Raw genomic sequence first — 18,506 nt, forward strand, 5'->3', positions numbered from 1 at the left:
TATGTGCGCGTCGCAGTTGCGAGCATGCGGCATGTCGAGCATGTCTGCCTCCGTTCCGATTAGTCTGGGTCAGATCGCAAACGATCTGGTCGGCGGCGGGTTCCTTGGCCATCGCAATAAGCACCAGCCCGTTCCGCCGGCCCGACCCCGGAACCCTCCGTCTGTTCACGAGTTCCTTGGTCAGTCGCTCACTTCCGCACGAAATGGTTGAGGAGGTTTCATTGCCGCGCCCGATCGTGCTCTCGCTGGGCAGCATCAATGCCGATCTGCAGTTCGACGTTCAGGGCTCCCTTGGCGATGGCGGCACCGTTAGGGCCAGCGGCTTCGCCCAACGCGCCGGCGGCAAAGCCGCCAACGTTGCGTATTTCACCCATCGCCTCGGCGTTCCGACGAGGCTTATCGGGCGCGTCGGCGATGACCAGTTTGCGGAGATGGCAGTCGGTCCGCTGAAGGCGGCGGAGCTCGACCTCGGGTCCGTCGGCGTCGCCCGCGACGTCCCGACTGGTGTTGCCATCGTGGCGGTTCCTAAAGACGGCACCAAAGCCATTCTATCCGCGTCCAATGCCAACATGTCCTGGAATGACGCGGCCGTTGACAACGTCGTGGCAGCGATCAGGAATTCTCCTGATCGATCGATACTCGTTGCGGACTTTGAGATTCCCTTGCCAGTCCTGAATGCCGCCTTCGCGACGGCGCAAGAACGTGGGTTCAGAGTCCTGGTCGACCCGACATTCGCCGACCAAATCGATCGGTCGCAACTCTGTCGCTTCTGCGCGATTACGCCAAATCAGCAGGAGGCTTCGGATCTGCTTGGCCTGCCGATCGCCACCAATGACGATGCGGCCCGAGCGGCGCTCCAACTGAATGCGCTCGGGGTGGAGATAGCATGCGTCAAGCTCGAAGACGGTGGCTGCTTTCTCGCACTGGATCACGACGCAATGCAAATTCTCGCCCCGCCGGTCGATGTGATCGACAAGACGGGTGCAGGCGACGCGTTTATCGCGGCAATGGCCGTCGCCTTGCTCGACGGCAAGTCCGCCTACGACGCCGCTTGCTGGGGCGTCGCGGCTTCGGCGATTGCCGTCAGGAAAAAAGGCGCACAGGAATCCTATCCATCAATGATGGAACTCCAGCAGATGATCGGGTCAGTCGAACGCTGCAACGGACGTGAATTGGTATAGGCTGATGCCATTACTGTTAGCCGGCGGCCGAAGACTGCGCCGTTACGGCCTGTGGCGAAGGTCACCTGCTCGCGCCCGGCAAGGCCTAAAGAATGGTTCGAGCCACCCGCATCCAGTATTTTGGCTATAAACCAATTCGTACCTTGTTTTTCCCTGTGCAATTGCCAACCATGGAAATCGATTGATTCGGAGCTTGTCTATGCGTGGACTGCGAGTGGCCCTGGCTGTGGTGATCTTGAGCATTTCAGTCAGTTCTGGACTCGCCGATGACAATTCTCCCTTTATCTATTTTGCGACCCAAGATCCTTTCACAGAGGGTCTGCCGACGAAGAATGATGTCTTTGTCTTTGGTGGCGTGTTTGCGAGCGGGGCCTTCGGGGATACGATCAACGTTTTTGGTGCCGACTACACGGACAACTATATAATCGGGGCCGCATACGGTCGCGATCTCGTCGATATAGGCGCTGGTTTCGTTCTTGGCGGCGTCACCGGCGCGGCGATAAGATTTGGCTAAGACGATGATACGTCCGGCGAACTTTGGGTCGGAGGGCGACTTCGCCACCAAGGCCTTGTCATTGGTGATTTGGCGATTGCGCCCGCACTGACCGCTGGATTCAGTGCCGTTACAGGCCCTACCGAGATCGAGCGCGATCGCGAAATCCGCTACGATGGCGATGCATCATTCCTCGGCTTCGTCGGTGCGGAGCTTTCGTTCAGAGTCAGGCAAGCTCCCAATGTCGAACTTGTCTACCAGCCCCACCATAGATCCGGCGCCAATGGTACAATTGGCGATATGAAAGAGGGTTCCAACGCGAACACTCTTGGAATCCGTTATCGCTTCTAATGCTCGCTGCTGTTGGTCTTTTGCCTGCGCCCCACGTGTCCGTATTGGGCTCACAGTGAAGACGGCGACACTTTCGTGATAGGTTTGCACGGGAGATGGCGACCGTGGCTCCAATTTGGGATCACTTGTGAACGAAGCAGCCAGGAGAAGGCGGCCGGCGGCACTTTCGGAGAAGAGGTTCTGCGGCGGTTCGGCATCGGTCTCAATGCCGATCGGCATGATAAACCATTGAAATCTAAGGGCGTCGAGGGTCACCCTGTCGCGCCATTTCGCACTCACGCTCTATCCTTCAGAGTGTCGAGGGGCCCTTTCAGCGCAGACCTGGGCTGGATCAACTCTGGCGCAATCAGGAAGGTCTGTGGCGTCGTCGTCGGTTCATCGATCAACTCGAACGCCTTCGTAATCATCGCCTCAACATTCTGCCGCACCATGATTACCGGGAAGGGCAGGAAGGAGCCGAACGGATCGTAGTCGTAGCAACCGACGACGAGCTCACTAAACATCTCCGCCGGCCGGCCCGCCATGAAACGCAGCAGACCTTCCATATTGATCGACGAATTGATGAACAGCGCGCGCGGCAGCTTGCCATGGCGTTGGTAAAACGCCTCAAAGGCACGCAAAGTTATATCAGGCGAATACCCGGAGGACTGCACACCGTCTTCAGGGTCGGCGCCCAGCAATGCCTTCTTGGTCGCATGGAAAGCGGCGATGCGTTCGCGGCTGGCGTGGTCGTTGCGGCCGCCAAACAGAAACAGCTCGTCCGGCCGCAGAGGATCATCATTGCCGAAGCGGCGGATGATTGCTTCCGTCAGCATCCGTGCGCCCCCATAATTGTCGCTGATCACCGAATGCGCCTTCGCTCCCGGCAGGTCGATGTTGACATGCCTCAGCCCCGCCGGTTCGCAGACCTCGTGCACGCCGTCCGGATCGGTGGCGCCGACGATGAAGAGCTGGTCGATTGAATAGGAGATCAGCGTCTCCGCGGTCCGCCGTTCCTCTTCCGGGTCGCGGCTGGCGCTAACCACGACTGGGCATTGGCCGCGGCTTCGCACATGCCCCTCAAACGTCTGCGCCATGGAGGAGAAGTAGCGATTGTCGTGGACGGGCAGCATCAGGCCGACCAGGCCCGATCGCGAGCGTCGCAAGCCTCGCGCCTGCAGATTGGTGGTGTATTGGTGGAGTTCGGCGAGGCCGAGAATTGTTTGCGCCGTACTTTCCTTGATGCGGCGCTTGCGCCAAGTGCCGTTCAGGACGGCACTCACGGTCGACGGCGAACTGCCCGATAGCACGGATAGGTCATAGATCGTCGCCTTCTTCTTGACCCGCTGATCCATCTGGCGCCTCCGGCGCGTCTATTTAGGGCAATATCCCGCTTGACGAGAGCTTCTCGATGCACAATAGTTTCTGCACCATCGATTGTGCAAGCGAAAACCGGTGGATGATCGATGGGGAAGTGCCCCGTCTCTTTCGGGGAGGTTTCTAACGGCCGCCGTCGTTCGACGGCTCGAGTGTGTTCCCACTAGGAACGTTATGGGAGGAGTACAGATGAAAAAGCTCATGATCGCGGCGCTTGCCGCGACCCTTATGATTGGCGGATCATTCGCTGCGATGGCACAGCAGGCCGGCAAGGTCGGTGTCGTCGTCAAGATCGGCGGCATTCCGTGGTTCAACGCAATGGAGGCGGGTATCAAGGAGCGCGGCCAGAAGCTCGGGATCGACGCATTCATGGTCGGCCCGACCAGCGCTGATCCAGCACTGCAAGTTCGCGCCATCGAGGATCTGATCGCGCAGGGCGTCAAGGTCATCGGCGTCGTGCCGAATGATGCGAAAGTGCTGGAACCAGTCCTGCAGAAGGCCAAGGACGCCGGCATCATCGTCATCACGCATGAATCGCCTGGCCAGAAGGGCGCCGACTGGGACTTCGAACTCGCGTCCGCGACCGGCTTCGGCGAGGCTCATGCCAAGCTCCTGGCGGAGAAGATGGGCGGCAAGGGTGAGTACGCAGTGTTCGTCGGCTCGCTGACGGTGCCGCTGCACAATGCCTGGGCCGATGCGGCAATAGAATATCTGAAGAAGAACAACCCGGACATGAAGCTTGTCGGCGAACGTTATGGCGTCGCCGAGGATGTAGACAAGAGCCGCAGCACTGCGCTTGACCTGATTTCCGCAAATCCAGGCTTGAAGGGTTTCCTCGCCTTCGGCAGCCAAGGCCCGATCGGCGCTGGCCGCGCAATCGAAGAGCGCCGGAAGGTGGGCGAAATTTTCGTGCTCGGACCATTCTCGCCAGGCCAGGGCCGGAAGCTCATCAAAAGCGACGCGATCTCCGGCGGATTCATGTGGAATCCGAAGCAGGCGGGCGAGGTTTTCGTCACGCTGGCTGACCATCTCATGAAGGGCAACGAGATCAAGGACGGCGATACGATCGAAGGGCTAGGGACAGTCAAGCCGGACTTCGAAAACCGTAACATCATCGTCGATCAGCTGGTCCCAATCAACAAGGACACTGTCGACGATCTCGCGGCGATGGGCCTGTAAGGCCTCAAGCTAATGGCGGCCGGGCCGGCGTCGAGCCGGCCCGGCTGCAGAATTGCAAACGCGATTGGATCCAGGGTTTCAACTCGATGGCTGATCAGGCACTCGATGGCGCCGCATCACGGCCGCTGCTGTCGCTCCGCAACGTCAATATGACGTTCGGCGGCGTGAAGGCGCTGAAGAATGTCAGCTTTGAGGTGCTGCCGGGCGAGGTGCATTGCCTGGCCGGCGAGAACGGCTCCGGCAAGAGCACGCTGATCAAGGTCATTACGGGCGTGTACAAGCCCGAGGCGGGCGCCGTGATCGACTATGATGGCCAGAGCTACTCCCATATGTCGCCGGTTACGGCGCAGGCCAGCGGAATTCAGGTCATCTGGCAGGACCTCGCCCTGTTTCCCGAGATGACTGTCGCCGAGAATATCGCGTTCCAGACCGTCATCGGCCGCTGGCCGCGGCTGGTGAGCTATGCCGAGATGCGCCGTGTCGCGATCAACGCCTTGCAACGTCTTGGTGTTACCTTCGATGTCGATCTAGCACTCCACCACTTTCCCATCGCACAGCGGCAGATCGTGGCAATCGCGCGCGCCCTCGTCGGCGAGGCAAAGCTCGTCTTCATGGACGAGCCGACGGCGTCGCTCACCCAATCCGAAACCGACTATCTGCTGGACATTGTGCGCAATCTGTCGGCGTCGGGCGTCGCCGTTGTGTTCGTCAGTCATCGCCTGGCGGAGGTTCTTGAAATCTCCAGCCGCGTCACCGTGCTGCGCGACGGCGCCCTGGTTGGCGTCTACCCAACCAAAGGCCTGACCCAGTCGCGCATCACCGAGTTGATGACGGGCAAGACCTTCGACTATTCCGTCCTGCATCGCGATTTAAGCACGAGCCCGGTCATGCTTGACGTCAAGGGGCTGTCGCGGCCCGGCGAATTCGACGACGTGTCCTTGACGGTCCGGCGCGGCGAGACGCTCGGCATCACCGGGTTGCTCGGGGCAGGGCGCACCGAATTGGCGCTAACATTGTTTGGCATGCGCAAGCCGAAATCGGGCTCTGTCGTCCTGGATGGCAAACCCGTTCGCTTCGGTTCCAACCGTGACGCGATCGCCGCCGGCGTCGCCTACCTTTCGGAAGACCGGCTGTCGCTCGGTCTCATTCAGCCCCAGGCAATCGCCGACAACATGGTCATCGCCTCGCTGGACAAGATCCTTTCAGGCGGTTTCATTTCAAGCGATCGCAAGAAATCTCTGGTCAATCGCTGGATAAGGGATCTCGGCGTCAGGATCGGAAAGCAGGACGACGCGATCTCGACCCTGTCAGGGGGAAATCAGCAACGTGTCGCCATTGCAAAATGGCTGGCGACCGATCCGAAGCTGCTTATCCTCGACGCACCGACGGTCGGCGTCGATGTCGGCGCGCGCGCCGGCATTTTCGACATCGTTTCCAAGCTGGCGGACAGCGGCCTGGCCATTATCCTGATCTCGGACGAGGTGCCTGAAGTCTATTTCAACGCGGACCGTGTGCTGCACATGGCTCAGGGGCGCATTGTCGGCGAATTTACGCCGGGCGCTACGACCCTCCAGGCGATCGAGGAGGCGGTCTATGCGTAGGTTTGTCCGCACCCACGCAACGGAACTGGCTTTGCTCGCCGTTATCGCCGTCATCTGCGTCTTCCTTTCGTTCGCGACGGACCGGTTCTTCACCCTCGGCAACGCGTTTGACCTTCTAAACACCAGCTCGGTGAGCATCATCTTCGCCGTCGGCCTGCTGGTCGTGCTGATCGCCGGCGGCATTGACATCTCCTTCGCTGTTGCTGCCTCCGTTGTGCAATATCTGACGGCGACCGTCCTCGGCTGGATCGGCGGCGGGAATTGGATTGTCGGTTTCATCATCGCTGGCGCATTGGGCGTCGCGCTGGGCTGCATCAACGCCTTCCTGATCCACGGGTTCAGGATCATCTCGATCGTCGCCACGATTTCGACTTTCAACATTTTCTTCGGCTTGCTGATGTTTTTCACAGGCGGCGTGTCGATCTACAACCTGCCGGACTGGCTCACCACCCGCGTCGTGCTGTTCGAGCGAGAGATGGCTGACGGGACCTGGGCGGAGATCACCCTGCCTGTGCTCATTATGGCCATATGCGTCTTCGCGACCTGGGTGTTGATCACGCGCACCACCACTGGTCGCCAGCTCTACGCATTTGGCGACAACCCGGAGGGCGCGCGCCGCTTCGGCATCAATATCGGTGCCATGCAATTTATCGCCTTCGGCTGGCTTGGCCTGATGGCGGGCATCGCCGGTCTCGTCCAAGCGCACTACGCGCAGGAGGTTGTGCCGAATGCCCTTTATGGGCGCGAACTCGACGTCCTGGCAGCCGTAGTTCTTGGCGGTGCGCGGCTCGGCGGCGGCAAGGGCAGCGTGCTCGGCTGCATTCTGGGCGTTCTGTTGGTCTCGATTACCCAGAACGGACTTAATTTGATGGGTGTGTCGCCTTTCGCGTTCAAGATGATCGTTGGCGCCATCATTCTTGCCGCAATCACCCTGTCGAACACCAGCATCGAACGCCTGCTGCCGTTCCTGAAAAGCCGACGGGTGCCTTCATGACGGTTTTGATTGAACGCGTCCGCAACGCGCTCGGCCCCGAACTTGCAGGTCCGTTTGCCGCGTTCGTGGCGGTCATGGTCGTGTTCGGCTTTGCCGCGCCGAACTTTCTTTCCCGTGCTACCTTTGGATCCGTCGCCTTCCAGCTGCCGGAACTCGGCCTCCTCACACTCGCCATGCTGCTGCCGATCCTGACCGGCGGCCTGAATCTGGCCATCACCTTCACGGCCAACATGGCCGGCCTGACGCTGGCTTGGGTCCTGCAAAGCCAGGGAGGCGTCGACGCGGGCATCGGCGCCTTTGTGCTTGGCTCGGTCCTCGCCATCGCGGTCGGCGCACTGAGCGGGCTGATCATGGGGCTCGTCATCGCCTACACCAAGGCTCACCCGATCCTGGTCTCGCTGTCGATGATGATCTTCCTGCGCGGTCTCGGCGAATTCCTGACGCGCGGCGGCGACGTGTCCGGCATTCCCGGCTTCCTGGCGCCGATCGGCTACGGTTCGATTTTTGGCATCCCGGTGCCGTTGCTCATCTTCATCGCTTGCGTGCTGATCTGGCACGTCTTGCTGACGCGCATGAAGCTAGGCTTCAACACCTACATGATAGGCTCCAATATCGAGGCCACGCGCTATTCCGGTATCAATACGCGCAAGGTGCAGGTTCTCGTCTACACATTGTCCGGCGCGATGTGCGCGGTCGCCGGCATCATCATGCTGGCGCGCTTCAATTCGGTGCGTGTCGGCCACGGCGAGTCTTACCTGCTGATCACCGTGCTTGCCTGCTTCCTTGGCGGGGTCAATCCGTTCGGCGGCTTCGGTCGGGTGATCCCGGTCTTCGTTGCGCTGGTCGTGCTCCAGCTTCTGTCCTCGGGACTCAATCTGATGGGCGCAAACCAGCATCTTGCGACGGCAGTCTGGGGCATCCTGATGATCACGGTGATGATCCTGCGCTGGCTTGCCGGGCGCATCAAATTCCTAAACACAAACAGAGGATGAGTTAGATGCATGGTTTTGGGGTCCACACCTCGATGTGGACGATGAACTGGGACCGGGCCGGCGCGGAGAAGGCGATCGCGGCTTCGGTCAAATACGGGATGGACTTTATCGAGATCGCGCTTCTGAACGCGCCGGCGGTCGATGCCGCGCACACGCGCGCCTTGCTCGAAAAGCACAATCTTCCTGCCGTTTGCTCGCTTGGCCTGCCGGAGCGCGCCTGGGCCTCGGTGCGGCCGGATGCCGCCATCGAACATCTCGAAGTGGCGATCGACAAGACCGCCGAGATGGGCGCGCTGGCGCTTTCCGGCGTGATTTTCGGCGGCATCGGCGAACGCACCGGCCTGCCACCCACCGAAAAGGAATATGACAACATCGCCCATGTGCTGACCGTCGCCGCCAAGCACGCCAAGAAGCGCGGCATCGAGCTCGGAATCGAGGCGGTGAACCGCTACGAGAACCATTTGATCAATACCGGCGCGCAGGCCGTCTGGATGGTCGAGAAAGTCGGGGCCGACAACATCTTTGTTCATCTCGACACCTACCATATGAACATCGAGGAGAAGGGGGCCGCCAACGGCATTCTGGCCGCCCGCGATCACCTGAAGTACATCCACTTGTCTGAAAGCGATCGCGGCACACCAGGCACCGGCAACTGCCCCTGGGACGAGATTTACGCAACGCTGGCGGCGATCGGCTTCAAGGGCGGACTTGCCATGGAAAGCTTCATCAACATGCCGCCGGAAGTCTCCTACGGCCTCTCGGTCTGGCGGCCGGTTGCGAAGGACGAGGCCGAAGTGATGGGCAATGGCTTGCCGTTCCTGCGCAACAAGGCTCGCCAATACGGTCTGATCTGACACGATGGATGACGGGCAGAAGGCGGACGGCGCAAGGATCGCCGTCTTCGACGTCGGCAAGACCAACATAAAGCTCTCCGCGATGACGCTCGACGGCGTGCTCGCGGAGAGCCTCTTTGTCCACAACGAAGTGCGGCCCGGTCCACCTTGGCGGCAGCACGATCTCAACGGCATCAGCGACTGGTTGTTCGGCTCGCTCGCCACTTTGTGCCGACACCATCCGCTGGAAAAGGTGGTCGGCACCGGACATGGCTCCGCAGGGGTTCTGGTGAACGCAGATCCCGACGACACTTGCGCCCTGCCGATGATTGATTATGAGCAGGACCTGCCGCCGGCAATTCGCGATGGTTACGCGCCGCTTTCGGGCGATTTCTTCGATCGCGGCAGCACGATCATGCTGAAGGCCGCCCACCAGGCGCGCCAGCTGTACTGGATGCAGCAGGTTGATCCGGAGCGCGTCGCTCAGGCTCGGTGGTATCTGGGCTTGCCTCAATATTGGGCCTGGCGGCTGTCGGGCGTGCCATCGGCCGAAACGACCATCCTCTCGGCGCAATCACATCTGTGGAACAATGTGCGCAAGCGGTGGGCGCCCATTGTGGCGGGGCAGGGATGGCAGCGCCTCATGCCACCATTTCATCCGGCCTGGGAGAGGTTGGGGCCAATCCGGCAGGATCTGGCGCGCCGGCACGGCATACCGGAAAAGCTGTCAGTCCTGACCGGTGGCCACGACAGCAGCCTGAACCTCTACCGCTACCAGGCGGCAGGGATGCGAGACGCCTGCGTGATCTCTACCGGAACCTGGATTGTCGGAATGTGCGCGGCGACACCTCTCGACCAACTCGATGAAAATCGCGGCATGGTGCTGAACAGCGACGTGACAGGACGCCCGGTCGGCGGCGTTTTGACCATGGGCGGACGTGAGTTCAGTCATGTAGCAGGGCAGGGGCAAGAAGGAAATGCAGCCGACGCTGCGCTGGTCAGTTTGCTGATTGAGCGCGGCACCTTCGCATTGCCGTCGTTCGGCGACGATGACGGCCTGTTTCCCGGCAGCGCTGGGCGCGGCCGGTTTGAAGGGCCGCCTGCAGAATCCCCTGCAGAGCGCAAGGCGCTCGCGGTGCTCTACGCCGCGCTGCTGACGGTGGAATGTATCGATGCGCTGAACGAAAACGGGCTGGTTGCATTGGATGGCACCTTCCTGCGAGACCCGCTCTACGCCACACTGGTTGCCGCGCTGCGGCCAAACGCCGAAACGGTCTACAACCTCGACTCCTATGGCACCGCTTCGGGTGCGGCGCTACTTGGCGAACACGAAACTCGTGACACGCCGGCTCCGATCGCGCTCAGCCTGCCAGCCGCCTTTGCCGGCGATCATGAGGCGCTCGCAGCCTATGCACAGCGGTGGCGCGAACTGATCAAGCGAAACAACTTGCAACAGGGCAAGACCAGCAAAAGGAACGATCGATGACCGATGACAGCGCTCTGCGCCGCGAAATGGTGGATGTTTGCCGCCGGATGAACTCCAGCGGTATCAACCAGGGCAATGCCGGCAACCTGTCGGTGCGCTCCAGCGACGGTTTCCTGATCACGCCCTCGTCGCTGCCCTACGAAACGATGACGCCCGAAGACATCGTCGAGATGGGCTTTGACGGCACTTATGTCGGCCGACGGCCCTCCTCGGAGTGGCGCTTCCACCGTGACATTTTGAGGGAGCGGCAGGAGATCAACGTCGTACTGCATTGCCACTCTCTCTACGCCACGACGCTGGCCTGCCATCACAAGACGATCCCGAGCTTCCATTATATGACAGGAGTGGCGGGCGGTACGACCATCCGCTGCGCCGGCTACGCGACCTTTGGCACGCAGGCCTTGTCCGACAATGCCTTGGTGGCACTCAAGGATCGCCTCGCCTGCCTGCTCGGCCAGCACGGCCAGATTTCACTCGGCAAGACGCTGGAAGCGGCGTTGTGGCTGGCGAACGAGGTCGAAACCCTGTCGCGCATGTATGTCCAGGCGCTTACCCTTGGCGAGCCGCCGGTCCTTTCCGACGAGGAGATGGCGCGGGTGATCGAGCAGATGAAGAAGATGAGCTATGGCCAAGCGCCGGATCCGGAGGGAACGAACGATTTGGCGCGGCCGCGTGGCGCTGCGGCATAGCACTGCTTTGGCAGATTTTAGTGGAGAAAGGTCTGTTTTCCCCGTCGGCCGCATCAAGCTCGACTGTGGCAGGTTACGGCAAACGTTGAATCAAATCGTTCAGCAAAAGCAGCAACACGCCGGCGACCACAGCTGCAGCCGCGTCGTCCAGCATGATGCCAACCCCACCCCTTACTTTCTCATGCACGACGCCGATGGGCCAAGGCTTGACGACGTCGAAAAACCGGAAAGCAAGGAAACCTGCTGCCCACCAGACCGGGTCGAGCGGCAGCATGGAAAGCGTTGCGGCGGTGCCGAAGGTCTCGTCAATGACGACGATCTGCGGATCCTCCGTCCCGGTACGGGAGATGACATGCGACGACGCCCATACTCCCACGGCGAATACGGCCATGTAGGCAAGCACGATCAGCCAAGGCGATGCAGGTATCAGGACCGCGGCAAGAGCCACTCCGACGCCCGCGCCGACCGTGCCCGGCCATACCGGAGATAATCCTGCGCCGGCAGAGGTCGCGAGCAGGTAAGCAAACTTAGGCAGAAATTTACGCATGGAGTTTTCGGACGGCTTCCCCGCGAATTGCGAATATAGGTTATAACGCCACCTTTCGGGTTACTACCGCTAGACCGCCAGTCGATTTGCGACAGCGGACACAACGGGTATTGCAGAAACAGCGAAACAATATCGGGCTGCTGTCGCAGCAACCGAAAATTTTCCGTTTCGCCGCCAGCTTGGCAGCCTCTGGCTACCTTAATCCATTGGCCGCATTCGCCAAAGAAACCCTGCTGGGTTGAGCTGGGAAAGACGTCTGAGCCAGTCTAGGTGCCGACGGGCTGGAACGAACCCGCAATTTGCCGGTTAAGTTCCGCAACGACATCATCAGAGGAGCCGAGTAATCATGATCGCCGGTCTCATGAAACGTCGTATCGACCCGCTATGGGAGCAGGCCGCTTCTCCGCTGGTCGGGCTCGGCATGACCCCGAACCAGGTTACATCAGGCGGGCTAGTGCTCGTCGCCCTGTCATGCGCCGCCTATCTGTACCACCAGTCAAGCCTTGCCTTTGGCCTTTGCCTCGCGTTTGCCTTCACCTTCGACGCGCTGGACGGCGCGGTTGCCCGTCGCAGACATATGAGCACCAAGGCCGGTGGTTATTTCGACGCCATGGCCGACCGTTATCAGGAACTTGCCGTCTTTGCGGCAATAGGCTGGGTCGCTGATCTGTGGGCGATCGCAATGATCGCATTCGCCGGCGGGATCCTCACCAGCTACGCCAAGGCGCGGACGGCGATCGAAATCCCTATAGAAAACCACGCGTGGCCGGATTTCTTCGAACGGATGGAACGCCTGGTGTTCATTTGCGTGCTGCTAGTCGCCGACGGATTCGTGACCGCCATGGGCGCCGCTTCGCCCTGGATGCTGACGGGCGGGTTCGCGCTTTACGCACTGCTGGCAAACGCCACAGCTGTGCAACGGATCAATCGCGCATTTGCGATGCTCAAACGAGCGGACGCGAAGCAGCCGTGAGACCGCGAGAACCCATACTGGTTTTGGGCGGCGGAAAACGCGAGGCGCTGTCGCGGGCACAGTCGGGTTAAAATCAATCCTCGCGCGGCCTGCGTCATCTCTGGCCATAGCGAAGTTGCTGACCCTGTGGGGCCAGATGTCCGCACCGTCGTTAGACCGTTTCGAGCCGGCTGAACCGAACCGGGATGAGTTTGCGAGTCTTCAGTTGCCCTGCCGAATTCTTGTCGATGACCGTCAGCAACTGCACTTCCTCAGGTCCGACAGGCAGAACCAGGCGTCCCCCCGGCTTGAGCTGATCAAGTAAAGCCGGCGGCGCCCGCCCAGCCGCGACGGTGACCAGGATCTTGTCGAATGGGGCGTGCTCGGGCCAGCCGCGAGACCCGTCCCCGACACGAATGCTGACATTGGATAGACCGAGGCCCTGCAGGAGAGTCTCGGCGTGGCTTGCGAATTCCTCGATGATTTCGACGCTCCAAACGTGCCCGGCGAGTTCCGCGAGGATTGCGGTTTGGTAGCCCAGCCCGGTGCCGATCTCGAGCACCGCCTCGTGCGGTTGGGGAGCAAGGAGATCGGTCATGAGAGCGACGATGAACGGCTGCGAGACGGTTTTATCGAAGCCGATCGGCAGCGGCATGTCCTGGTAGGCATAAGGCGCAACCGAGGCTGGCACGAAGAGATGCCGCGGCACTCGCCGCATCGCAGCCATCACGCGCTCATCGAGCGCCGCCTTGCCGAGTTCTTCGCTTGCAAGGTCGGTATGGATTGCAATCATCTCGACCATGTGCCTGCGTAGCACTGCGAGATGCTCTTCGTTCATTGGCTTCATGACCGTCGGGCTTTCTTCAACCAGGCTCGCTGCCAGATAGGCTTATATCCCGTTCGTCACATCAACGCCCGCCATCGTTTCCAGTTGCGGGTGGCCCACGGCGACCGGAGGTAATTTTGGCGTTGCATCTTGATAGATATCGTCGGCGGCCCCGGAGATCCGGTGCCATTTCGCGCGTGCCATGTCGCCATAACGGTATGTCCTGGATCGCGGTGATTGAACGATGAACGGCTGAATCGCGTGCATGCGTGGGCAGCGGGCGATCTCGACCGGGGCGTTGTCGTTGTAGTAGTGGACGCCTGTTTCACCGATGCTGCGACTGCTGCATGGCTTCGGCAGCGGATGCCGCGACAGGCGGTTCGGGAGGTTCCTCACTCACCTACACATCGGAGTTCCTAAATATCCAGCTAAAGTCCGGAGGCTGCTGCTTTATCGCTTCCAGGAGTGCTGAGTGGAACTCGTCGGGGCCCTCTGCCTTGCCGCTCGGCCGTCGTGGTTGAATCCTCATCAGCTAAAGTAGTGAAATCTGATGGAACTACCGGCCCTGATGTGCCATTTTACCACGTCGTGAGAGAGACGAAGGCAAATGAGCCAGCACAATGCCACTGTGATAGGCGTCGTGGTGCCGATGTTCAATGCCGAGAGAACCATTCTCCCGACGCTGACCAGCATCTGCCAGCAGAGCCACCAGGCGCTGGACATTATCGTAGTGGATGATGGGTCGACGGACCGGTCCGCGTCAATCGTGGCCGCCTATGCCGAGCAAGATCGGCGTATACGCCTTTTCAGGCAGCCGAACGCGGGTGTTGCGCACGCACGCAACAGCGGCGCCGCTGCCACCGATGCGGAGTTTCTAGCGTTCGTGGACGCGGATGATCTTTGGGCTCCATCCAAAATCGCACTGCAACTGCGCGTCCTGCAGGAAGGAGGCTCGTCAGCTGGCCTGGCATATTGCTGGTTTGCGGAGATCGATGAGGACGGTCGGATATTTTCATTCAAACAGCCCGATGCCCATGGTCGCGTGCTGCAACGCATGTGCAGAAACAACTTTGTCGGTAACGGAAGTTCGATGCTTCTACGTCGCTCCGCATTCGAGCGGGCGGGACAGTTTGATCCTTCCCTGAGGGCGAGGAACGCACAAGGCTGCGAAGATCTTCTAATGTGCCTCAGAATAGCGGAGAATTACGAGTTTCGTGTCGTGCCCCAACATCTTGTGGGTTACCGGAGGACGATCGGCAACATGTCGAGCGATGTCATGCAGATGTTTCGTTCGTATGAAATTGTCCTAGCCGAGTTTCGCGAGAAATATCCGCAATTTGGGAGCGATCTCAATGCCCATCTGCTTGACACGATCAATGGGTTTGCCGTGAGAGCTTTGATTCAAGGGCGGCCTTCCGCAGCCTGGTACCTGTCGAAGAAGCTCTTTGTCCTGGAGCCGCGCACGGCCATTTCACGTCTGCCTCACACGGTCGACGTCTGCTGCCGGGGGCTGGTTCCTCGCTGGATCAAGGTTCGAGTGAAACGGATGCGAAACGCCGAGTCTCGGCCTCTTTATGGAAAGATTTATCTGGAGAGGTGAGCGCGTCCCTGTTCGGGCGTACCGAGCCAGAGCTGTTGAAGCTAGATGCTTGATCCCAGGCTTTGGCGGCGCACGCGGCAGTCACGTCATTGCCCGGACCCTGAGCGGCCACCAAAACGATCTTGGCCCGGACCACATTTCCATAGGACACGTGCAACTACGCGCCGCCTCTATACAATATTTAATTGTTTAGTTCGCGACCGCCGCTCCTGGTGGGGCCAGCGTAATTGTGATGGTGTCACCCGGAGCAAGCAGAGTATCTTCAGTCGCCTCGGTCGTCGCTGCCTGTCCGTCAGTGGATCGGGTTACACCGATCGTAATTCGGTCCCCTTCGCCTACAAGGTCGCTGCGCATCTGCATCACGTAGGCGATTTGTTTGGTCAATGAATCCATCTCAGCGCGCATTTGCGTCATCGCCGCGCGTTCAGCCTGCAAGTCAGCCAACAGGTCAATTCGACCCTGGTCGATAAGCTTATCAAGACTGCGCTGCAAATCCCCTTGGTCGCGTTCAAGTCGAGCGATCTCAGCGTTGGTTTGCAAAGCGCGGGTCGCTGACAAGAGCACTGCGCGTTGAGCATCGTTGACCCTCGTGATCTGGATCAGACCTTTTTCGAAGAGCTTCTTGAGGCGATCAAGTTCCACCGCATCTGCGGCTGCGCCCGCTTGATCCGCCTTCTGCTGCTCCTTCAGGTAGCCCATTCGTTCCGCCGCCTTGGTTGTGGCCAACTTAATTGAAGCGCGCTCCTTCTCCTGATCCGCATAGACAGCTTCAAGATGCTTCCCCTCCTGCTGCAAAGCTTCGTCGCGACGAGGTTCGAGGCTCGGGTCACGTTCTGCGTCCGGAAGCTCAATCGCTCTGGCGCCGCTCAGCTGCGCCTCTATGCGAGCAGCCTTGATTTCGCTTTCCTGGTACTTGATGCGCAGAATGTGGAGGCGGCCACCAAGGTCCGCTGCTGTCATTTCAGGGTTTTGAAGCTCACCGCGACCGAGCTGGTAACCGCCGCCAGCCGCCACAGCTTGTCGGACAGTCATGCCTGGTCTGAAGGCCTGAGTCCCAGGAGAGGCAATGTCCCCGTCAATATAGACGGGTCGGTATTCCTCAATATCAACTACAATCTGATCCGGATAAAAACCAGTCCAAGTCTCAGTGCCGTCGGCGGATCGTTGCGGAAGGGATTTTGGTTTTAAAACCTCAACTACCTCCTTGCGAACATCCTCTATTGTCTTCCCGAGAACATTTAGCGGGCCCAGGACCGGCAACACAATTACACCGCTTTGGTCGATCACAGCTCGCTTTTGCATCTCGGGATAGCCTATGACAGCGAAGCCGATCACGTCGCCAGTCTGCAGACGGTACTCGTCGGCATTGTGCTCCTCTGCTAGGGCAAGGCCATTCGACAGATTCGCGTATGCGAACAACAAAAACACGCATGCGAGCGCAGCGCAGCTGCCTGCCCGCATCCAGCGCACCGATCTTTTCAACATTCGCGATTACCCCGCAATGCTTGAGCATGACATCGACGCAGACCTTTCTCACAACGCCATTCTTTTGAGGCGAATTTACGCTCTGAACAACGGCAACAAGGCAGACGATGTTCCGAGATCGCGCCACTCTGATCGTCATCCGGCTGGAAGAATACAACTATCCGGCGGCCACCGCGATCAAGGCGATCATGGTTTTGCTAGATTCGCGATGCTCCTGGTCGTCAATCTGGTGCAGTCGTGGAGCCGCAAACGCTATGGCTGACGTCACCATCGTGTTGCCGATCGGAAGCGACACCGCAGGCCAGCGAGCAGCCGGTCGGCGGGCTACCTGCTGATGGCAGTCGCGTCCTGGTGGCCTGAGCGGCATTGGCCCGCCTGAGGCGCGGCCGCCATGTCCGCCGCTCCGCTAAACACGGAAGCTGCGCGGCGGACACACCAACGTCACCGCTGAATGCCACGCCATTTTTTTGCAGAACTTGACGCACACAACTTTAGTGTTCTCCCTTACATCGAAGGCGCTCCGGTAGGTTTTGCCCCGTTCCCGCACTCGATATAGGCCAGCGCGAACGCTTCCCGCTTTGCAGTTAATTCGCTCATGTGGGGGAGATTTTCTTTGTTATGATTGTCGTGCTGCTAATTGGGGGACGCAGATGACAAGCCTAAAATTTCATCCGCCGAGGCGAAGTTGCGCCATTTGCGCGACGTGATGAACAACCTATCCCGTATTTCGCGGTCGGAGATGGAGCGGATATCAGGCGGGCGGGTCATGCTAATGATAGTTTCGTCAAGTCCCTAATGCTACTCTCCTTCGGAAGGGTGATTTAGGCAGAGCGCGGCCAACTTATTATCTTAATGTCTTGCTTTGCACGTCATCTCCTTAGGAGGGCAACGTGGACCGCGACTTGGTTTATGACGTCGGTATGCATAATGGCGATGATACGGCGTTCTATGTGAGCCAAGGCTATCGTGTGGTGGCGATTGAGGCAGACCCTGCGCAAGCGGAAGCAGGGCGAAAACGGTTTGCTGCTGAGATCGAGAAGGGCCAAGTTCACGTCGTTGAGGCTGCGATTGGGCCAAGTCACGGACAAGCCTCATTTTGGATCAGTAGCAATCCCGAGCTCAACTCATTCGATAGGCAAAATGCGGAGATGTGCAACAACACTTCTCATGAGATCCAGGTCACTTGCCGACCGATGAACGACATCTTGGCCGAGTTTGGAACACCCTATTACCTCAAGGTTGATATCGAGACTGCAGATCATTTCTGCTTGGAGGCACTTGAACCAAACGATCTCCCTCAATTCGTCTCGTTTGAGAAGAGCCGTCTGGAGGATCTGTTCTTTATGCACAATCTCGGCTATTCGCGTTTCAAACTGATTGCGCAGGAGGAATTTCGGCAGCTAAGTTATAGCCCCGATCAGGCCAACAAATGGTCACGAAATCTAAGACCATTGCGAAGTCGTGTTCGACGTATGCTGGGTCGCCGTGCACCAGAGAATGTTGCAAAGAAACATTCTGCCTACGGCTCCTCGGGTCCATTCGGTGATGAGACTGATGGCCCGTGGCGGCAAATGAAGGAAGTTGCATTTACGTGGCTTGCCTTTGATCTTGGCCACACCGGTGATCCTGACCCTGTCTGGCATGACTGGTTTGATGTGCATTGCGCACGCTAACAAGGTATGGCCCCGGAGGGGATCCGTATGAAATAGCCCCGAATGAACCGGACACGATCTCCATCTTGATAAGGGATAGGAGTAATGTCGTGTCTATGACTGGTAGCATTCCGAAGATTGAGATCCTGAACGGGCCGCGAGCGACGGCGGCGGTGGTCGACGGCCGAGAAGCTGTGGATGGTCGAACGGGAGTTGGTCGCCTGGAAGCAAGCGTCCTGGCACAGGTTGGGGCGTCTTTATTCGCACCTGCTAATATATCGGTCGCTCT

The 18,506-nt window shown here is 59.4% G+C and carries 18 protein-coding genes and 1 pseudogene; 13 read left to right on the forward strand and 6 right to left on the reverse strand.

Annotated features, from left to right (window positions below; genetic code table 11):
- The first annotated feature begins 221 nt into the window (after positions 1–221).
- Together BQ8482_RS09930 and BQ8482_RS09935 are read left to right on the forward strand one after the other, a co-directional pair.
- Positions 222–1,181 (forward strand): PfkB family carbohydrate kinase, encoded by a 960-nt coding sequence (locus tag BQ8482_RS09930; protein ID WP_165848474.1) that lies wholly within the window; start codon positions 222–224, stop codon positions 1,179–1,181.
- Between the two features lie 199 nt (positions 1,182–1,380).
- Positions 1,381–1,695, forward strand: a complete 315-nt coding sequence (locus tag BQ8482_RS09935; protein ID WP_123147259.1) for a hypothetical protein — start codon at positions 1,381–1,383, stop codon at positions 1,693–1,695.
- A 165-nt stretch (positions 1,696–1,860) separates the two neighbouring features.
- Here the strand turns inward: BQ8482_RS09935 and BQ8482_RS09940 are convergent, their stop codons facing one another.
- Together BQ8482_RS09940 and BQ8482_RS09945 are read right to left on the reverse strand one after the other, a co-directional pair.
- A complete protein-coding gene (locus tag BQ8482_RS09940) occupies positions 1,861–2,280 on the reverse strand; it encodes a hypothetical protein (RefSeq protein ID WP_133254727.1) in 420 nt (139 codons plus the stop codon).
- 20 nt (positions 2,281–2,300) lie between these two features.
- The gene (locus tag BQ8482_RS09945; protein WP_123147261.1) at positions 2,301–3,359 is read right to left on the reverse strand and encodes a LacI family DNA-binding transcriptional regulator; all 1,059 of its coding nucleotides are present in this window, start codon (positions 3,357–3,359) and stop codon (positions 2,301–2,303) included.
- Positions 3,360–3,570: 211 nt separating this feature from the next.
- On the opposite strand from BQ8482_RS09945, the gene BQ8482_RS09950 reads away from it, so the two are divergent.
- The 7 genes from BQ8482_RS09950 (at position 3,571) to BQ8482_RS09980 (ending at position 11,155) form a co-directional block, all read left to right on the forward strand.
- The gene (locus BQ8482_RS09950) at positions 3,571–4,560 is read left to right on the forward strand and encodes an autoinducer 2 ABC transporter substrate-binding protein (RefSeq protein WP_077381096.1); all 990 of its coding nucleotides are present in this window, start codon (positions 3,571–3,573) and stop codon (positions 4,558–4,560) included.
- Positions 4,561–4,646: 86 nt separating this feature from the next.
- Positions 4,647–6,161, forward strand: coding sequence for a sugar ABC transporter ATP-binding protein (locus BQ8482_RS09955; RefSeq protein ID WP_123147262.1), 1,515 nt, complete (start codon positions 4,647–4,649; stop codon positions 6,159–6,161).
- The gene (locus BQ8482_RS09960; protein WP_123147263.1) at positions 6,154–7,155 is read left to right on the forward strand and encodes an ABC transporter permease; all 1,002 of its coding nucleotides are present in this window, start codon (positions 6,154–6,156) and stop codon (positions 7,153–7,155) included. Before BQ8482_RS09955 ends, BQ8482_RS09960 begins: the two co-directional genes overlap by 8 nt.
- On the forward strand, positions 7,152–8,147 hold the full coding sequence (locus BQ8482_RS09965; RefSeq protein WP_123147264.1) for an ABC transporter permease: 996 nt from the start codon (positions 7,152–7,154) through the stop codon (positions 8,145–8,147). Before BQ8482_RS09960 ends, BQ8482_RS09965 begins: the two co-directional genes overlap by 4 nt.
- A 5-nt stretch (positions 8,148–8,152) precedes the next feature.
- On the forward strand, positions 8,153–9,001 hold the full coding sequence (locus BQ8482_RS09970; protein WP_023799537.1) for a sugar phosphate isomerase/epimerase family protein: 849 nt from the start codon (positions 8,153–8,155) through the stop codon (positions 8,999–9,001).
- Between the two features lie 4 nt (positions 9,002–9,005).
- Entirely contained in the window at positions 9,006–10,466 is a 1,461-nt protein-coding gene (locus BQ8482_RS09975) for an FGGY family carbohydrate kinase (protein ID WP_123147265.1), read from the forward strand.
- The gene (locus tag BQ8482_RS09980) at positions 10,463–11,155 is read left to right on the forward strand and encodes a class II aldolase/adducin family protein (protein ID WP_123147266.1); all 693 of its coding nucleotides are present in this window, start codon (positions 10,463–10,465) and stop codon (positions 11,153–11,155) included. The genes BQ8482_RS09975 and BQ8482_RS09980 overlap by 4 nt, the downstream gene beginning before the upstream one ends.
- Positions 11,156–11,228: 73 nt before the next feature.
- Here BQ8482_RS09980 and BQ8482_RS09985 read toward each other — a convergent pair whose 3' ends face one another.
- Positions 11,229–11,702 carry a phosphatidylglycerophosphatase A family protein gene (locus BQ8482_RS09985; protein WP_123147267.1) on the reverse strand — a complete coding sequence of 158 codons (474 nt, stop codon included), beginning with the start codon at positions 11,700–11,702 and terminating at the stop codon, positions 11,229–11,231.
- Positions 11,703–12,048: 346 nt separating this feature from the next.
- Between BQ8482_RS09985 and BQ8482_RS09990 the strand changes: the two genes are divergently transcribed.
- Positions 12,049–12,675 carry a CDP-alcohol phosphatidyltransferase family protein gene (locus BQ8482_RS09990; protein ID WP_123147268.1) on the forward strand — a complete coding sequence of 209 codons (627 nt, stop codon included), beginning with the start codon at positions 12,049–12,051 and terminating at the stop codon, positions 12,673–12,675.
- 151 nt (positions 12,676–12,826) lie between these two features.
- On the opposite strand, the gene BQ8482_RS09995 is transcribed toward BQ8482_RS09990, so the two are convergent.
- Positions 12,827–13,501: a protein-L-isoaspartate(D-aspartate) O-methyltransferase gene (locus tag BQ8482_RS09995; RefSeq protein WP_123147269.1), complete on the reverse strand. Its 675-nt coding sequence runs from the start codon at positions 13,499–13,501 to the stop codon at positions 12,827–12,829.
- A 42-nt stretch (positions 13,502–13,543) separates the two neighbouring features.
- Complete coding sequence (locus BQ8482_RS10000) at positions 13,544–13,876, reverse strand: hypothetical protein (protein ID WP_123147270.1); 333 nt, start codon at positions 13,874–13,876, stop codon at positions 13,544–13,546.
- 211 nt (positions 13,877–14,087) lie between these two features.
- Here BQ8482_RS10000 and BQ8482_RS10005 point away from each other — a divergent pair, with 211 nt between their 5' ends.
- Positions 14,088–15,080, forward strand: coding sequence for a glycosyltransferase family 2 protein (locus BQ8482_RS10005; RefSeq protein ID WP_123147271.1), 993 nt, complete (start codon positions 14,088–14,090; stop codon positions 15,078–15,080).
- Positions 15,081–15,269: 189 nt separating this feature from the next.
- On the opposite strand, the gene BQ8482_RS10010 is transcribed toward BQ8482_RS10005, so the two are convergent.
- On the reverse strand, positions 15,270–16,565 hold the full coding sequence (locus BQ8482_RS10010) for a polysaccharide biosynthesis/export family protein (protein ID WP_123147272.1): 1,296 nt from the start codon (positions 16,563–16,565) through the stop codon (positions 15,270–15,272).
- A 111-nt stretch (positions 16,566–16,676) separates the two neighbouring features.
- Between BQ8482_RS10010 and BQ8482_RS10015 the strand changes: the two are divergent.
- Positions 16,677–16,827, forward strand: a pseudogene (locus tag BQ8482_RS10015) (molybdate ABC transporter permease subunit); the annotation flags it as partial.
- 628 nt (positions 16,828–17,455) lie between these two features.
- Positions 17,456–18,238 (forward strand): FkbM family methyltransferase, encoded by a 783-nt coding sequence (locus BQ8482_RS10020; protein ID WP_123147273.1) that lies wholly within the window; start codon positions 17,456–17,458, stop codon positions 18,236–18,238.
- Positions 18,239–18,506 lie beyond the last annotated feature (268 nt).

This window comes from Mesorhizobium delmotii (assembly GCF_900149755.1).
Lineage (GTDB): Bacteria > Pseudomonadota > Alphaproteobacteria > Rhizobiales > Rhizobiaceae > Mesorhizobium > Mesorhizobium delmotii.

Excerpts from the sequence above, each read along its gene's own strand:
- BQ8482_RS09935 (WP_123147259.1), top strand. The coding sequence starts at position 1,381 with ATGCGTGGACTGCGAGTGGCCCTGGCTGTGGTGATCTTGAGCATTTCA.
- BQ8482_RS09945 (WP_123147261.1), bottom strand. The coding sequence starts at position 3,359 with ATGGATCAGCGGGTCAAGAAGAAGGCGACGATCTATGACCTATCCGTG.
- BQ8482_RS09950 (WP_077381096.1), top strand. The coding sequence starts at position 3,571 with ATGAAAAAGCTCATGATCGCGGCGCTTGCCGCGACCCTTATGATTGGC.
- BQ8482_RS09955 (WP_123147262.1), top strand. The coding sequence starts at position 4,647 with ATGGCTGATCAGGCACTCGATGGCGCCGCATCACGGCCGCTGCTGTCG.
- BQ8482_RS09960 (WP_123147263.1), top strand. The coding sequence starts at position 6,154 with ATGCGTAGGTTTGTCCGCACCCACGCAACGGAACTGGCTTTGCTCGCC.
- BQ8482_RS09965 (WP_123147264.1), top strand. The coding sequence starts at position 7,152 with ATGACGGTTTTGATTGAACGCGTCCGCAACGCGCTCGGCCCCGAACTT.
- BQ8482_RS09970 (WP_023799537.1), top strand. The coding sequence starts at position 8,153 with ATGCATGGTTTTGGGGTCCACACCTCGATGTGGACGATGAACTGGGAC.
- BQ8482_RS09975 (WP_123147265.1), top strand. The coding sequence starts at position 9,006 with ATGGATGACGGGCAGAAGGCGGACGGCGCAAGGATCGCCGTCTTCGAC.
- BQ8482_RS09980 (WP_123147266.1), top strand. The coding sequence starts at position 10,463 with ATGACCGATGACAGCGCTCTGCGCCGCGAAATGGTGGATGTTTGCCGC.
- BQ8482_RS09985 (WP_123147267.1), bottom strand. The coding sequence starts at position 11,702 with ATGCGTAAATTTCTGCCTAAGTTTGCTTACCTGCTCGCGACCTCTGCC.
- BQ8482_RS09990 (WP_123147268.1), top strand. The coding sequence starts at position 12,049 with ATGATCGCCGGTCTCATGAAACGTCGTATCGACCCGCTATGGGAGCAG.
- BQ8482_RS09995 (WP_123147269.1), bottom strand. The coding sequence starts at position 13,501 with ATGAAGCCAATGAACGAAGAGCATCTCGCAGTGCTACGCAGGCACATG.
- BQ8482_RS10005 (WP_123147271.1), top strand. The coding sequence starts at position 14,088 with ATGAGCCAGCACAATGCCACTGTGATAGGCGTCGTGGTGCCGATGTTC.
- BQ8482_RS10010 (WP_123147272.1), bottom strand. The coding sequence starts at position 16,565 with ATGTTGAAAAGATCGGTGCGCTGGATGCGGGCAGGCAGCTGCGCTGCG.